The sequence below is a fragment of the Ammonicoccus luteus genome (genome assembly GCF_050880385.1).
Lineage (GTDB): Bacteria > Actinomycetota > Actinomycetes > Propionibacteriales > Propionibacteriaceae > Enemella.
Genome location: NZ_JBNZCI010000001.1, coordinates 233411 through 247642, shown reverse-complemented (window position 1 = coordinate 247642; position 14232 = coordinate 233411). Strand labels below are relative to the sequence as shown.

Genomic DNA, 14232 nt, shown 5'->3' with positions numbered 1-14232 from the left:
CACTCACAAGCCGGCCCGAAGACCGGCTGCCCCACTGACGAGGAGGAGTGTCTTGCCCCAGACGAAGACGGCTGACACACCCACCGACCGTTATCGGCCCAGCCTGCGTCGGGATGTTTCCGCGTCGGCGATCATGGCGGGTTTCATTGCGGTCGCGGTTTCCTACGCCGGCCCTCTGCTGGTGACCCTCGAGGCTGCCCGTGCCGGCGGTCTCTCTCCTGAACTCACTGCGTCCTGGGTCTGGGCCATCTCGGTCGGCTCGGGTGTGATGAGCCTGCTGTTCTCCTGGTTCACCCGGCAGCCGATCATGGTGGCCTGGTCGATCCCGGGTGCTGCGCTGCTGGTGACATCGCTCGGCCCCTACGTCGAGTCCGGCCGCTTCTCCGACGTCATCGGCGCCTTCATCGTGTGCGGCGTCGCGTCGGCTGTCCTCGGCGCCACGGGCTTGGTGGGCAAGCTGATCGCGGCGACACCCAAACCGATCACTGCTGCCGTCCTCGCCGGCGTACTCTTCCCCTTCGCCATCAAGGTCGCCGAAGCCGTCCTGGCGAACTGGCTGGTCGCGGGCGGCCTGATCCTCGGCTATCTCGTCGGACGTCGCTGGAACCCGCGCTATGCGGTCTTCGTAGCGATGGCGGTCGGCGGTCTGCTGGCCCTGGTCTCCGGCGCCACCAATCCGCTCGCGGTCGAGTTCGCGCTGACCGTTCCCGTGTGGGTCACCCCGACGTTCTCCCTGCAGGCGATCCTCGAGATCGCCGTGCCCCTGTTCATCGTGACCGCCGCGGGACAGAACGCGCCGGGCCTGATCGTCATGCACCATTCGGGATACGACGCCAACGACAAGCTCCTGCTCGGCAGCGCCGGCATCGCCTCGGCGATCTTCGCCCCGTTCGGCAGCCACGCGCTCAACTTCGCGGCGGTCACGGCGGCCATCGCCACGTCCGCGGAGTCCCATCCGGACAAGCGGCGCCGCTATATCGCGGGCATGTCGTGCGGCCTGTTCTACATTGTCGGCGGGTTCCTGGCCACGTTCATCGTGTCGCTGTTCTCCGCAATCCCGCCGGGGATGATCACCGCGCTCGCCGGTGTGGCACTGCTGAGCCCGTTGCAGAACTCGCTCTACGACACCATGCACGAGGGCAAGCACCACAAGTCCGTCATCGAGGCCGCGCTGATCACGCTCGCGGTGACGATCTCCGGCATCACCGCTTTCGGCATCGTGTCCGCCTTCTGGGGTCTGCTCGCCGGGATCGTGGCGTACGCCATTCTCCGCCCGCGGCCACCCAAACCGGACCCGGCCGCCGAGATCTGAGAGTCGCCCGACCACAGCACAGGGCCACGCCTCCCGACGAGGGAAGCGTGGCCCTGTGGCGTGTGGCGGGCAGGCCCCGCGGGGGTCAGCCCAGCGCGGTGGTCGCTGCGTCGTAGTCCGGCTCCTGCGTGATCTCCGGCACCAGCTCGGAATGCAGGACCGTGCCATCGGTGTCGAGCACGACGACCGAGCGGGCGAGCAGGCCCTGCAGCGGTCCGTCGGCCATGGTGACGCCGTAGTCCGCGCCGAAGCTGGAACGGAACGTCGATCCGGTGGTCACGTTTTCGATGCCCTCGGCTCCGCAGAACCGGCCGAGCGCGAACGGCAGGTCGGCGGACACGCACAGCACGGTGGTGTTGTCGAGGCCCGCGGCCAGTTCGTTGAACTTCCGGACGCTGGTCGCGCACACGCCCGTGTCGATGCTGGGGAAAATATTGAGCACCACGCGGCGCCCGGCCACGTCGGTCAGCTTGATCTCGGAAAGGTCGGACCCGGTCACCACGAAGTCCGGCGCGGGCGTGCCCGGGGCCGGAAGGTCACCGACGGTCTGAACGGGGTCGCCCTTGAATGCAGTAGTCGCCATGGCGTCATGTTTAGCACGCACCCCGGCACCGGGTGGGCGCGGGCTCACGCGTGGGTCTCGAACCGGTCCACGAGCAGGTTGACCAGCGCGGGATGTGCCCCGATCGGGGCGGTGGTGAGGTCGGCGCCCACGGCGGCGAGTCGGGTGTGGAAGAAGCCGTCGGCGAGGAGGTACGCCGAGACTGCGACCCGCCGGTCCTCCCGACCCTGCGGACAGCGGCGCAAACGGTCGAGCGAGTCTGCGACCGTGCGCCCCGGTCCGGACAGCACACCAACCTCGACCTCGGTCTCCAATCGCTCACCCAGGGCGGCGGCGACCCGGCCCACGAGCTCGTGCCAACTGTCGCGGGACGAGCCGGTGGCCCCGAGGACGACGGGTTCACCCTCCCAGCCGGCCTTGATCAACCGGCCGGCCAACGCCTTGACCAGGCGGGGGTCGTCACCGAGCACCGGCGTGACCACGGCGTGTGGCGCCGCCGCCGCGACGACCGCGGGGATATCCGCGCGGTCGTGATAGCCCTCGCTCAGGAGCAGCGGCGCGATCACCACCTGCTCGTGGTCCTCCACCTCCGCCAGCACCTGCGCCAAGGTCGGCTCCAGCAGGTCGAGCCAGGCGATGCGCACCGGCCCGACGCGAGTGGAGACCGCCGCCGCGACGGATCGGATCATCGCTTGGCCGGCGGCGTTCTCCGTGCCGTGCGCGGCGAGGATCCGGACCGTCATGCGCTGGCCTTCAGGTCGATTCCCAGCACGTCGAGTTCGTCGTGCCGGTCGTGATCGAGTTCGTCGCACTGGGCGAGTCCGGCGGCCCAATCCGGGCCCAGCCGCACCACGTCTCCGACGACGATCACCGCCGGGGACTCCACGCCCCGGGCCGCCGCCACGCCGGCGATGCGGGCCAGCGGAGCGACGGTGACGCGCTGCTGAGGCGTACACCCCCGTTCCACCACCGCCACCGGGCAGTCGGCCGACCGGCCGAGCGCGATCAGGCGAGTCGCCGTGTCGCGCAGCTGGGCCACCCCCATGAGGATCACCAGGGTGTGGCCGGTGTCGGCGGGCAGCTGCGGGATCTGGTCGTGACCGGTCACCACGGTGAAGCCGCGTGAGATGCCGCGATGGGTCACGGGGATCCCCGCGGCGGCCGGCACTGCCAGCGCGCTGCTGATGCCCGGGACGACCTCGACCTCGACACCGGCGGCCACACAGGCGAGACGCTCCTCCTCGCCGCGGCCGAGCACGTAAGGGTCACCGCCCTTCAACCGCACCACACCGCGGCCGGCGTGAGCGTGCTCCACGATCAGCCGGTTGATCTCGTGCTGCGGCACCGCGTGGCGCCCCGGGACCTTGCCCACGTCGATCACCAACACGTCCGGATCGAGCGTCTGCAGCACCGAGTGCGGGGCGAGCCGGTCGATCACCACGACATCGGCGCTGTGCAGCAGGGTGAGCGCCCGCGAGGTCAGGAGCTCGGCATCACCGGGGCCGCCCCCGACGAGCGCGACCCAGCCGCCGTGCGGCCGGCGGGGGCGGAGGCCGGTCGGTTCGGTCCGGAGGTCATGGCTGATGCGGTTGCGGATCTCGACCGATCGCACCGGGTCGGCCGAGGAGACGGCGACGGTCACCTCGCCGGTCGGCGTGGGCACCGAGGCACGGGCCGGCACCACGGCGGTCCCTTCGGCTGATGCCGACGCGTTGACGCACCAGATCCCGCGCTCCCCTGCCATCTCCACGACCTTGCGGTCGATCTCGGGGTCGCCGGTGGCGGTGTGGACCAGACGGACCCCGTCGAGGTCCTCCGGGGCCACGCCCCGAGCGTGCCACCGCACGCCGAGGGGCAGCGGCTGCAGCGCGGGGCAGAGCGTCGGCGCGACGACGGTCACGGCCGCTCCTGCCGCCAGGAACGCGTGGACGCGGCGGGCGGACACCGGTCCCCCGCCGACGGCGAGCACCGGGACGTCGGTCAGGTCGACGGCGAGGGAAAACACCTCAGATCACCCAGTCCGTGGCGCTGAGATCCTCCGGCACCGTGCTGCGAATCATGCCGGCAGCCAGGGTGTGCCCGGTCTGGGCGTCGATCAACAGAAACGAACCGGTCTGGCGCGATTCCGCATAGGTTTCGGCGGAGATCTCGTCGGCCAGCTTGAGCTGGACCCGCCCGATGTCGTTGAGCTCGAGCTGCTGGGTCGGCACGCCGGTGAGCGAGTCGAGGTCGAGGCGGCTGTCCAACTCCCGCACGATCGCCCGCACGGTGCGCGTCGTGTGCTTCAACAGGACCTTGTCCCCCGCCCGCAGCGGCCGGTCGTGCAGCCAGCACACCAAGGCCTCGACCTCGCGCGTGGGCAGCGGCGCGGCATCAGCGGCAGCGATGAGATCACCACGGGAAAGGTCGATGTCGTCGGACAGGCGTACGCTCACGGACTGACCGGCGAAGGCCTCCTCCAGCTCACCGTCGGCGGTGTCGATGCCGGTGACCGTGGCGGTGCGGCCGCTCGGCAGGACGCTGATCCGGTCCCCGACGCGGACGACACCCGAGGCGATCTGGCCGGCGTACCCCCGGTATTCGACGTAAGCCGGGTCGACAGCAGCCGCCTGCGGACGGAGCACGTATTGGACCGGGAGCCGGAAGGGCTGCCCCTCCGGGTTCTCGCCCGCGGGCAGCGTCTCGAGCAACTCGAGAAGGGACGGACCGGAATACCACGGCGTGCGGGTCGAGTCCTCGGCAATGTTGTCGCCGTTCAGCGCCGACACCGGGATGACGGTGACGCCCGGGATCCCGAGATCGTCGATGACCTTGCGGACATCGGCCTCGACCCCGAGGAACACCTCCTCGGCGAAGTCGACGAGGTCGATCTTGTTGACCGCGATGATCACGTGGGGCACCCGCAGCAGTGACGCGACCGCCAGATGCCTGCGGGTCTGCTCCACCACTCCGTGGCGGGCGTCGACCAGGAGCACGATCACGTCGGCGGTGGAGGAGCCGGTGACGGTGTTCCGCGTGTACTGCACGTGCCCCGGGCAGTCCGCCAGCACGAAGGAGCGGGTGGGGGTGGCGAAATAGCGGTATGCCACATCGATCGTGATCCCCTGCTCCCGCTCGGCACGAAGACCATCGGTGAGCAGAGCGAGATCGGCGGTCTCCAGGCCACGCTCCCGACTCACCCGCTCCACGGCATCGAGCTGGTCGGCGAGGATGGACTTGGTGTCGTGCAGCAGCCGCCCGACCAGGGTGGACTTGCCGTCATCGACGGAACCCGCCGTGGCGAGCCTCAACAGGGTGCTCATCAGAAGTACCCCTCCTTCTTCCGGTCTTCCATGGCGGCTTCGGTGATGCGGTCATCGGCGCGGGTCGCGCCCCGCTCGGTGATGCGGGTGGCGGCGACTTCGGTGAGAACGTCCTCGACGTCGGCCGCGTCGGACTCGACCGCGCCGGTGCAGGACATGTCGCCGACCGTGCGATAGCGCACCTGTCGGGTCGCCACGGCCTCGCCGTCGCGGGGTCGGCTGAACTCGCCCACCGCGAGCAGCATCCCGTCACGCTCGAACACCTCGCGCTCGTGCGCGTAGTAGAGGCTCGGCAACTCGATCTTTTCCCGCGCGATGTAGCGCCAGATGTCGAGCTCGGTCCAGTTGGACAGTGGGAACACCCGCACGTGCTCACCGGCGCGGTGGCGGGTGTTGTAGAGGTTCCACAGCTCCGGGCGCTGGTTGCGCGGGTCCCACTGGCCGAAGTCGTCGCGCAGCGACACCACGCGCTCCTTGGCCCGCGCCTTCTCCTCGTCGCGACGGCCGCCGCCATAGACGGCATCGAACCGGCCACGCTCGATCGCGTCGAGCAGCGGGGCGGTCTGGAGCGGGTTGCGGGTGCCGTCGGCGCGCTCGGCGAGCCGGCCGTCGTCGATCCAGTCCTGGACGCGGGCGACCTCGAGCCGGAGCCCGAAGTCGCGGACGGTCCGGTCGCGGAAGTCCATCACCTCCGGAAAGTTGTGTCCGGTGTCCACGTGCAGGACGGGGAAGGGCACCGGCGCCGGCCAGAAGGCCTTGCGGGCCAGGTGGAGCATGACGACGGAGTCCTTGCCGCCGGAGAACAGCAGCACGGGCCGCTCGCGCTCAGCGGTGACCTCACGGAAGATGTGGATCGATTCGCTCTCCAGGGCGGAGAGTTGATCCAGGTGCCGGGGGCTTTCGGCGGCCACAGTGTTGGACGCCGTGGTGTCGGACGCAACGGGCTTCGCAGTGTCGAGGCTCACAGGTGGATCCCACATTCTGTCTTGTTGAGGCCGGCCCAGCGGCCGGCGCGGGGGTCTTCGCCGGGAGCGACCCGACGGGTGCAGGGCGCACAGCCGATCGACGGATAGCCGTCGGCGAGCAGCGGGTTGATCGGCACGGCGTTGTTCTGGGCGTACTCGATCACCTCATCGAACGTCCACGCCGCCAGCGGGTTGAGCTTGACCACGCCGTGGCTGGCGTCCCATTCGACGAGCCGGGCATTGGCGCGCAGGGCGTTGTCCTCGCGGCGGACGCCGGTGATCCAGGCCTGATAGCCGGCCAGCGTCGTGTTGAGCGGCTCGACCTTGCGCAGTTGGCAGCACAGCGCGGGGTCGCGGTCGTGCAGCTTCTCCCCGTGCTCGGCGTCCTGCTGCTCGACGGTCTGCTTGGGGAGGATCTCCACGAGCGTGATCGGCATTTTCGCGGCGAGCGCGTCGCGGGTCGCGTACGTCTCCTGGAAGTGATAACCCGTGTTCAGGAACAGCACGTCCACGCCCGGCAACACCTGGCTGGCGAGGTGGGCCAGCACAGTGTCGGCCGCCATCGAGCAGGCGACTGCCAGCTTGCTGCCGAACGTCTCGCCGGCCCAGGCCAAAACCTCTTCGGCCGTCGCGTCCGCGAAGCGCTCTCCGGCTTCGTGAGCGAGGGCTTCGAGTTCTGCCGGCGTACGCTCCAGAGGTGCGGTGAGCGTCCGCGTCGGCGCCTGCAGGCTGATCCGCTGCTCCCCGTTGCCCAGCGCGGCCAGGGCGTTCAGGTCGGGCCGACTCATGCGAACGACTCCTCATCCGCCCTGTGTGCCCACTGGGCGAACGTCTCGCCCTCGATGCGATCGGCGGCGAAGCGACGGATCACCCGTTCGGTCCAGTCGGGCAGGTCTTCGGCGGTCACCTTGTGGCCGCGGATCGTGCGGCCGAGCTCGCCGCCATCACGGGTCGGCGCGTCGGCGAGCCCGCCGCCGAGGTGAACCTGGAAACCGAACGTGTCCCCGCCCACCAGCTGGCCCTTGAGACCGATGTCGGCGACCTGGATGCGGGCGCAGGAGTTCTGGCAGCCGTTGATGTTGATCGACAACTGCGTGTCGCCGAGGTCGACATCCGCGAGCCGGCGTTCCAGCTCGTCGACCAGCGTGCGGCCCAGGTCCTTGGTCTCGACGAAGGCCAGCTTGCAGTATTCGATGCCGGTGCAGGCCATCGTGCCGCGGCGGAAGATGCTCGGACGGGCCTGGAGCCCGATCTCGGCCAGCCCGTCGATCAGTTCCTCGGCCTTGGCGGGGTCGACGTCGAGGATCAGCAGCTTCTGGTGCGGGGTGAACCGGATGCGCTTCGAGCCGGCGGCCTCGGCGAGGTCGGCGATGCGGGCGAGGATGGTGCCGGAGATCCGGCCCACGGTTGCTGCTGCGCCGACCCAGACCTTGCCGTCCTTCTGCTGGTGGATCCCGACATGGTCGTGGTTGCCGCTCGCGCGCTCCGGCGCCGGCCCGTCCGGGAGTGCCCTGCCGAGATATTCGTCCTGCAGGATCTGGCGGAACTTCTCCACCCCCCAGTCGTTGACCAGGAACTTGAGCCGGTTGCGGGTGCGCTGGCGGCGATAGCCGTAGTCCCGGAAGATCGAAGTAACCCCGGCCCAGACCTCGGCAGCCTCCTCGGGGCGGACGAAGACACCGAGACGCTTGGCGAGCATCGGGACGGTCGAGAGCCCCCCACCGACCCACAGGTCATAGCCGACACCCAACTCCGGATGCACGACGGCGACGAGCGACACGTCGTTGATCTCGTGCACCACATCCAGGCTCGGGTGGCCGGTGATTGCGCTCTTGTATTTGCGGGGCAGGTTCGAGAACTCGGGATTGTTGACGTATTTGGCCTTGATCTCCTCGATCACCGGCGTGGGATCGATGAGCTCGTCCGCGGCGATGCCGGCGACCGGCGATCCCAGGATCACGCGCGGCACATCACCGCACGCCTCGACGGTGTCCATGCCGGCGTTGTTGAGGCGGTCCCAGATCTCGGGCACATCCTCGATGCGGATCCAGTGCAGCTGGATGTTCTGCCGATCGGAGATGTCCGCGGTGTCCCGGGCGAGTTCCGTGGAGATGCCCGCGATCACGCGGACCTGATCGGTGCTCACCGCGCCCCCGTCCAGGCGGATGCGCATCATGAAGTATTCGTCCGAGAGTGCCTCCGCCTCGAGCTTCGACGTGCGGGCGCCGTCGATGCCCTGTCGGCGCTGGGTATAGAGACCCCACCAGCGGAACCGGCCGAAGAGGTCATCGTGCGGGATCTCGGCATAGCCGACCTTGGAATAGAGATCGATGATCCGCTGACGCACGTTCAGGCCGTTGTCCGCCGCCTTGAACTCCTCGTTGGGGTTCAACGGGGTCTTGCCGTCGATCTTCCATTGCCCTTGGGGCTTGGTGTTGCGAGCGGGGCGCGTGGTGCGGGGGGGCGCAGCCGGAGCGGAGCTGGGATTCATCTGGTCACACCTGTCGACGATGGTCCCCGTCCGGGCGGCACGGGGGAGGCAGTGGTCACACCTGCCCAGGTCATTGGGAACCGTAATGGACCCATAGGCAATCCCCAAATCGGGGTCCGGATCATGGGATGGGATGCGGGGTCGCGCAACCAGCCGGAGAGGTCAATCGCGGTTGTCACGCGCGGGCGACGCCCGCAGGATGCGCCGCGAGGGCGGCACCGTGATCAGGATCCGGTCGCCGTCGGAGCGGACCTCGACCTCGAGCTTGTCCCCCGGATCACCGAACGCGCCCGTGCGGATTTCCATCCGGATCGACGCGACCGAGCGGCCGAACACGATCTCGGCATCCCGTCCCTCCGCCAGGGTCAGCTCGCCGGGAACCCAAGGCCCACGGCGCAGAAAACCCCGCGTACGCACCCAGATGACCAGCATCGTCACCGCACCCGCGAGCGCACCCCCGGCGACACCGGCGGTGACGACGAGCACCCCGAGCCCCCAGGACTCCGCCAGGAAATCGCGCACCACGATCGCCACGCAGCTGCCGATGGCCACGATCGCGATGAGGAGCAGGAGCAGCGCGACCCAGAGCGTGCGGTTGACCGAGCGGCGGGTCGCCGCGTCCGCCCAGGCCGGTGGCCGCTGGGCCTGCCCCGGCAGGGGCAGCGGAGTCGTGGGCTGATCGGTCACACCTCCAGCATGCCTGACCGAACCCTCCGCGCTGCGGCACACGCCCGGCGTGAACGACCACCGACGTGGGAAACTGGCCGGAATCGTCCGCAGAGCGAACCATGCTGCGGCAGTGAACAGGAGAATGCCCCATGCCCCGCGCCCTTGTCGTCGTTGCACATCCGGACGATGCCGATTTCGGTGCCGGCGGCACCCTCGCCGGCCTGACCGACGTGGGCTGGGAGGTCACCGCGCTGTATTGCACGCGCGGCGAACAGGGCGGGTTCGACCCGTCGCTGCACGAACAGATGCCCCAGATCCGGGAACGCGAGCAGCGGGCCGCGGGCGAGGTGCTGGGCATCAGTGACGTCCGATTCCTCGACGGCTATCGCGACGGTTGGCTCCAACCGACCTATGACCTGCAGCGCGACATCGTGCGGGTGATCCGCCAGGTCCGACCGGATCTCATGCTGATCCAGAACGCCGAGCGCACCTACGACCGGATCTTCGCCTCGCACCCGGACCACCTTGCCTGCGGCGAGGCCACCATCCGGGCGATCTATCCGGCGGCCGAGAACCAGTTCGCGTGGCCGGAGCTCATCACCGACGAGGGCCTTGAGCCGTTCACCGTGCCGGAGTTCTGGGTGATGGGTCATCCGGCCGGCACGCACACCGTCGACATCACCGGCACCATCGACCGCAAGGTCAACGCGCTGCTCCAGCACCAGTCCCAGGTCGCCCACCGAGGCGACGAACTCGGTCAGATGGTGCGGAGCCGGGCAGCCTCGCTCGCGGCGACCCACGGACTGCCGGACGGCCACTTCGCCGAGGACTTCCTCCGCATCAAGCGCTGACCCTGAAACATCCCCCGGAAACCGGGCCTGCTCCGGGGCGTCACCTAGGCTCAACGCATGGATCCGATCGCGCTGCTGCGAACCGCTCGCCCCTTCCCAGACCATCCCCTCGTCCTCGAACTCGATCTCGCCCGCGGTGTGATCAGCCAGTCGCCGAGCCATCCGCTGGAGGCGTTCCGGGCCCGGCACTCCGCGGCCATGCGCCAGATCCGCGACGGCCTGCGCAAGGCTGCCACCGACAAACACGTGGCCGGCTTGGTGATCCACGTCGGCTCCTGCCCGCTGTCGCCCGACCAGTGCGACGAGATCGGCGAGTTGCTCCACCGCTTCGGGCAGCACAAGCCGACGATCGCCTGGACCGAGAGCTTCGGCGAGCTCGGCAACGCGACGATGGCCTATCGCGTGGCGTCCTTCGCCCAGGAGGTGTGGCTCGCGCCGTCGGGAACCCTCGGACTCAACGGTGTGCAGCTCGGCATCACGCTGCTGCGGGGCGGTCTGGAAAAGCTGAACGTCGAGCCGCAGTTCGCGCAGCGCAAGGAATACAAGACCGCGGCTGACCAGTTCGCCGCGCGCGAGATCACCGACGAGCATCGCGAGATGATGCAGCGGATCGCCGACTCGATCCTCGAGGACACGATCGCCGGCGTGGCCGAGCGCAGGCACCTCGATCCTGCCGCGATCCGTCACGTCGTGGACAACTCCCCCGTGGCCGCCGAGGCCGCCCGTGAGGCCGGCCTGGTCGACCGCCTGGGTTATCGCGATGAGGTGTACGCCGAGTTGCGCCGCCGGTTCGGCACGGTCGCGACGACCGATAAGCGTTCCGGGACGAGCGACGCCGACCGGAAGGTTTCGCTGCAATATGCCCACCGCTATTCCCGGTCGGGGTGCTCCGCGCGGCTCGAGGAGGCATTCGGGCGCCGCAAGCCGGCGATCGGCCTTGTCGAGCTCAACGGCAGCATCATTTTCGGCCCGAGCCAGTCGGGGCCATCGAGCAGTTCCGCCGGCTCGGACACCATCACGGCGCACCTGCGGGAAGCGGCCCGGGACGAGACCGTGAAGGCGGTCGTCCTGCGCATCAACTCTCCGGGTGGTTCCTACATCGCCTCGGACACGATCCGGCGGGAAGTGCAGCAACTCCGGGCCACCGGAAAGCCGGTCATCGCGTCGATGGGCACGCTCGCGGCCTCCGGCGGCTATTTCGCGGCCATGGGCTGTGACGCCATCGTCGCCAACCCGACCACGCTCACCGGATCCATCGGCGTGCTGGCCGGAAAGTTCGTGCTCACGGGTCTCACCGACCGAATGGGGCTGATCCGTGAGGACATCATCGCCGGCGCCAACGCCGGCTGGTTCAGCAGCCACAAACCGTTCGACGAGACCGAGTGGGCCAAGCTCAACAGCTGGCTGGACGACGTCTATGCCGACTTCACCACGAAAGCGGCCGAGGACCGGGGCCTGGACCTCGCGGACCTGGAGCCCTTGGCCCGGGGCCGGGTCTGGACCGGGGCGGATGCCCACGAGCGCAAGCTCGTCGACCGATTGGGCGGCATGGCGACGGCCCTCGACCTCGCCGCCGAGCGGCTGGACACGAAGCTCGATGCTCTGCAGGTGCGTGGTGTTCCTGCGTTGCCCTGGCTGGAGCAACTCAAACCGGCGGAGTCCAGTGAGAGCCGATCGGGCGCGAGCGTGCAGGCGGCGTCCGCTCTGGAGCAACTCCTCACCGGCGGCCCGGAGGACCGCCTCACAGCGATTGCGGAGTTGTCGGGCATCGGGCGCGTCGACGGAGTCCTCGCGCTGCCGTGGCGGCTCAGTCTCCGCTGAGCCCTGCCCCCGGGGTGCGGCGCATCAACACGTGCGGGATGCCGTCCTCCGGATACGGCTCGCCCTCGGCGACGAAACCGAACCCGGAATACCACTCCGCGAGGTGCAGTTGGCCCGACAGGATGAACTCCTCGTCGGGATGGGCGGCCAGCACTGCGTCGACCAGTTGTCCGGCGAGCCCCTGCCCGCGCGCTGCGACATCGGTGACCACCCGCCCGATCCGGCGTACGCCCCCACCAGCTCCTCCCGGCTCGACCAAGACCCGCAGACAGGCGAGCACTCGGTCGCCTTCGGCGATCCACCAGTGTTCGGCATCGGGCTCCAGGTCCCGCCCGTCGGGATCGGCATAGACGCAGTCCTGTTCCACCACGAAGACGGCGGACCGCAGGGCCAGCAGGCGATACGCGAGGACGGGGTCGAGCGCAGCCCAGCGAGCGTGTTGCATCAGCACGACGAGCATCCTAGGCCGCTGGACGCTGCGCGAATCGTCACCGGACGGCCGGATTCAACGCCGGTCCCCACCCAAGGCCGGGGGCGGTGCGGTGCCACTGCTCTCACACCAGGACCGGCAGCAGCAACGCGACGACGATCGGAGTCACCACCGCGCTGAGCGCCATCGCGAGCGCGGAGAACGCCCCCATCAGCTGGCTCTCCCCCAAAGCCCGAGCCGTGCCGATGCCGTGCGCCGAGATGCCCATCGCGAGGCCGCCGGCAATCTCGCTCCGAATGCGGATCAGCCGGAGCAGCCCCGGCCCAGCGACGGCACCCAGCACTCCCGTGAGGATCACCAGTGCCGCAGTCAGCGCGGGGATGCCGCCGATCGTCTCGGAGACCGCGAGCGCCACCGGTGTCGTGGCGGACTTGGGCAGCATCGACGCGACGAGCGCATTTCCCCCGCCGAGGGCCCTGGTCACCCAGCCGGCCACGAGCACGGCGGCGCTCGCCCCGAACACCGAGGCCGCGACGATCGGGATCACCGCCTCCTTGACCCGGTCGAGTTGCCGGTGCAACGGCAGCGCGAGCGCCACCGTGGCGGGGCCCAGGAAGAACGCGATCAGATCACCGCCGCGCGCGTAGTCCTCGACCGGGGTCCGCGTCAGTCCCAGCATCGCGACGAGAAGCACGCAGGACCACAGGACCGGGTTCGCGTACGCCCGGCCCCGCGCCCGTCGGGCCACCAGCACGGTCAGTTGATAGACGCCGAGCGTGACCACAACGCCGAACACGGGCGAGGAGGTCAACGAATTCCACAGCGTCATGCCTCGGCCTCCGTGGCCCGGCGGCGGAACAGCCGCAGCATGGCGACCGCCACGACAGCCGTCACCACGTGCGCCGCGGCCCACCCGGCGAACAGGCCGCCGAGCGCGGCGCCCCATTCAGCCCGGAGCAGCGCGAAGTGGGCGAGGATGCCGACGCCGGGTGGGATGAAGAACAACTGCATGTTGGCGAGCAGTCCGTCGGCCGCGCGCACGCTGCTGGCATTGAGGCCGGGCTTCTGCCACTGCAGGTACGCGAAAAAGATCAACATCCCCAGCACCGTGCCCGGCACGGGGATGCCGCTGAGCGCGGCGATCGCCATTCCCAGAAACTGGCAGCCGAGAATGATCAGCAGACCGCCCAAGGGGAAGCGCGGAGCGCTCACTGGAACGGAGTCGGGTCTCCCGCCCCCACCCGGTCGATGACTACGTCGCCATCGGTGAAGTTGATGACGGTCGTCGGGTCCGTGCTGACGTCCCCGGAGTCGAGCACCGCATCGACGAAATGACCGAGTTCCTCGTTGATCTGCCAGCCCTCGCTCATCGGCTCGCTCTCCCCGGGAAGGATCAGGCTGCTGGACATGATCGGTTCGCCGAGTTCGGTGAGGAGAGCCAGGCTTGTGCGGTGATCGGGGATGCGGACGCCGACGGTCTTCTTCTTGGCCTGGAGCATCTGCTTCGGGACCTCACGAGTGCCCTCGAGAATGAACGTGTACTGCCCCGGCGTGTTCGCCTTCACCAACCGGAACACGTCGTTGCCCATGTGCACGAATTGGCCGAGCTGCGCGAACTCGCTGCAGACCAAGGTGAAGTGGTGCTTGTCGTCGAGCTCCCGGATCTTCCGGATGCGCTCGAGGCCCTCCTTGTTGCCCATCTTGCAGCCAAGAGCGAACCCGGAATCCGTCGGGTACGCCACCAGCCCACCATCGTTGAGGATGTCGACCACCTGGCCGATCGCGCGGGGCTGGGGATTGTCGGGGTGCACCTCGAAATACTTCGCCAT

At 69.1% G+C, this 14232-nt stretch carries 15 protein-coding genes; 3 read left to right on the top strand and 12 right to left on the bottom strand.

Features of this window, described 5'->3' with window-relative positions; genetic code table 11:
- Positions 1 to 52: 52 nt before the first annotated feature.
- Positions 53 to 1312, top strand: coding sequence for a benzoate/H(+) symporter BenE family transporter (locus ACQ260_RS01160; protein WP_432557559.1), 1260 nt, complete (start codon positions 53 to 55; stop codon positions 1310 to 1312).
- A gap of 85 nt (positions 1313 to 1397) precedes the next feature.
- On the opposite strand, the gene tpx is transcribed toward ACQ260_RS01160, so the two are convergent.
- The 8 genes from tpx to ACQ260_RS01120 all read right to left on the bottom strand — a co-directional run bounded on the left by tpx (position 1398) and on the right by ACQ260_RS01120 (position 9319).
- A complete protein-coding gene (tpx, locus tag ACQ260_RS01155; protein ID WP_432557558.1) occupies positions 1398 to 1895 on the bottom strand; it encodes a thiol peroxidase in 498 nt (165 codons plus the stop codon).
- 44 nt (positions 1896 to 1939) lie between these two features.
- Complete coding sequence (locus tag ACQ260_RS01150; protein ID WP_432557557.1) at positions 1940 to 2617, bottom strand: sirohydrochlorin chelatase; 678 nt, start codon at positions 2615 to 2617, stop codon at positions 1940 to 1942.
- The gene (cobA, locus tag ACQ260_RS01145) at positions 2614 to 3879 is read right to left on the bottom strand and encodes a uroporphyrinogen-III C-methyltransferase (protein ID WP_432557556.1); all 1266 of its coding nucleotides are present in this window, start codon (positions 3877 to 3879) and stop codon (positions 2614 to 2616) included. Before cobA ends, ACQ260_RS01150 begins: the two co-directional genes overlap by 4 nt.
- A 1-nt stretch (position 3880) precedes the next feature.
- On the bottom strand, positions 3881 to 5176 hold the full coding sequence (locus tag ACQ260_RS01140) for a sulfate adenylyltransferase subunit 1 (RefSeq protein ID WP_432557555.1): 1296 nt from the start codon (positions 5174 to 5176) through the stop codon (positions 3881 to 3883).
- Positions 5176 to 6141, bottom strand: a complete 966-nt coding sequence (gene cysD, locus ACQ260_RS01135) for a sulfate adenylyltransferase subunit CysD (RefSeq protein WP_432557554.1) — start codon at positions 6139 to 6141, stop codon at positions 5176 to 5178. The genes ACQ260_RS01140 and cysD overlap by 1 nt, the downstream gene beginning before the upstream one ends.
- Positions 6138 to 6929 (bottom strand): phosphoadenylyl-sulfate reductase, encoded by a 792-nt coding sequence (locus ACQ260_RS01130; protein WP_432557553.1) that lies wholly within the window; start codon positions 6927 to 6929, stop codon positions 6138 to 6140. Before ACQ260_RS01130 ends, cysD begins: the two co-directional genes overlap by 4 nt.
- Positions 6926 to 8632, bottom strand: coding sequence for a nitrite/sulfite reductase (locus ACQ260_RS01125; protein WP_432557552.1), 1707 nt, complete (start codon positions 8630 to 8632; stop codon positions 6926 to 6928). Before ACQ260_RS01125 ends, ACQ260_RS01130 begins: the two co-directional genes overlap by 4 nt.
- A gap of 162 nt (positions 8633 to 8794) precedes the next feature.
- Positions 8795 to 9319, bottom strand: coding sequence for a hypothetical protein (locus tag ACQ260_RS01120; protein ID WP_432557551.1), 525 nt, complete (start codon positions 9317 to 9319; stop codon positions 8795 to 8797).
- 131 nt (positions 9320 to 9450) lie between these two features.
- On the opposite strand from ACQ260_RS01120, the gene ACQ260_RS01115 reads away from it, so the two are divergent.
- On the top strand, positions 9451 to 10152 hold the full coding sequence (locus ACQ260_RS01115) for a PIG-L deacetylase family protein (protein WP_432557550.1): 702 nt from the start codon (positions 9451 to 9453) through the stop codon (positions 10150 to 10152).
- A 57-nt stretch (positions 10153 to 10209) separates the two neighbouring features.
- The gene (sppA, locus tag ACQ260_RS01110; protein WP_432557549.1) at positions 10210 to 11973 is read left to right on the top strand and encodes a signal peptide peptidase SppA; all 1764 of its coding nucleotides are present in this window, start codon (positions 10210 to 10212) and stop codon (positions 11971 to 11973) included.
- On the opposite strand, the gene ACQ260_RS01105 is transcribed toward sppA, so the two are convergent.
- The 4 genes from ACQ260_RS01105 to ACQ260_RS01090 form a co-directional block, all read right to left on the bottom strand.
- Positions 11960 to 12418, bottom strand: a complete 459-nt coding sequence (locus ACQ260_RS01105) for a GNAT family N-acetyltransferase (RefSeq protein ID WP_432558344.1) — start codon at positions 12416 to 12418, stop codon at positions 11960 to 11962. The two genes, sppA and ACQ260_RS01105, sit on opposite strands and share 14 nt — an antisense overlap.
- Before the next feature lie 109 nt (positions 12419 to 12527).
- Positions 12528 to 13232, bottom strand: coding sequence for an LrgB family protein (locus tag ACQ260_RS01100; protein ID WP_432557548.1), 705 nt, complete (start codon positions 13230 to 13232; stop codon positions 12528 to 12530).
- Positions 13229 to 13615, bottom strand: a complete 387-nt coding sequence (locus ACQ260_RS01095) for a CidA/LrgA family protein (protein ID WP_432557547.1) — start codon at positions 13613 to 13615, stop codon at positions 13229 to 13231. The genes ACQ260_RS01100 and ACQ260_RS01095 overlap by 4 nt, the downstream gene beginning before the upstream one ends.
- Positions 13612 to 14232, bottom strand: a complete 621-nt coding sequence (locus ACQ260_RS01090) for an L-threonylcarbamoyladenylate synthase (protein ID WP_432557546.1) — start codon at positions 14230 to 14232, stop codon at positions 13612 to 13614. Before ACQ260_RS01090 ends, ACQ260_RS01095 begins: the two co-directional genes overlap by 4 nt.

Bases quoted from the DNA above. Each gene is read 5' to 3' on its own strand.
- tpx (WP_432557558.1), bottom strand. From the start codon at position 1,895: ATGGCGACTACTGCATTCAAGGGCGACCCCGTTCAGACCGTCGGTGAC.
- ACQ260_RS01150 (WP_432557557.1), bottom strand. From the start codon at position 2,617: ATGACGGTCCGGATCCTCGCCGCGCACGGCACGGAGAACGCCGCCGGC.
- ACQ260_RS01140 (WP_432557555.1), bottom strand. From the start codon at position 5,176: ATGAGCACCCTGTTGAGGCTCGCCACGGCGGGTTCCGTCGATGACGGC.
- ACQ260_RS01130 (WP_432557553.1), bottom strand. From the start codon at position 6,929: ATGAGTCGGCCCGACCTGAACGCCCTGGCCGCGCTGGGCAACGGGGAG.
- ACQ260_RS01125 (WP_432557552.1), bottom strand. From the start codon at position 8,632: ATGAATCCCAGCTCCGCTCCGGCTGCGCCCCCCCGCACCACGCGCCCC.
- ACQ260_RS01115 (WP_432557550.1), top strand. From the start codon at position 9,451: ATGCCCCGCGCCCTTGTCGTCGTTGCACATCCGGACGATGCCGATTTC.
- sppA (WP_432557549.1), top strand. From the start codon at position 10,210: ATGGATCCGATCGCGCTGCTGCGAACCGCTCGCCCCTTCCCAGACCAT.
- ACQ260_RS01105 (WP_432558344.1), bottom strand. From the start codon at position 12,418: ATGCAACACGCTCGCTGGGCTGCGCTCGACCCCGTCCTCGCGTATCGC.
- ACQ260_RS01100 (WP_432557548.1), bottom strand. From the start codon at position 13,232: ATGACGCTGTGGAATTCGTTGACCTCCTCGCCCGTGTTCGGCGTTGTG.
- ACQ260_RS01090 (WP_432557546.1), bottom strand. From the start codon at position 14,232: ATGGCGAAGTATTTCGAGGTGCACCCCGACAATCCCCAGCCCCGCGCG.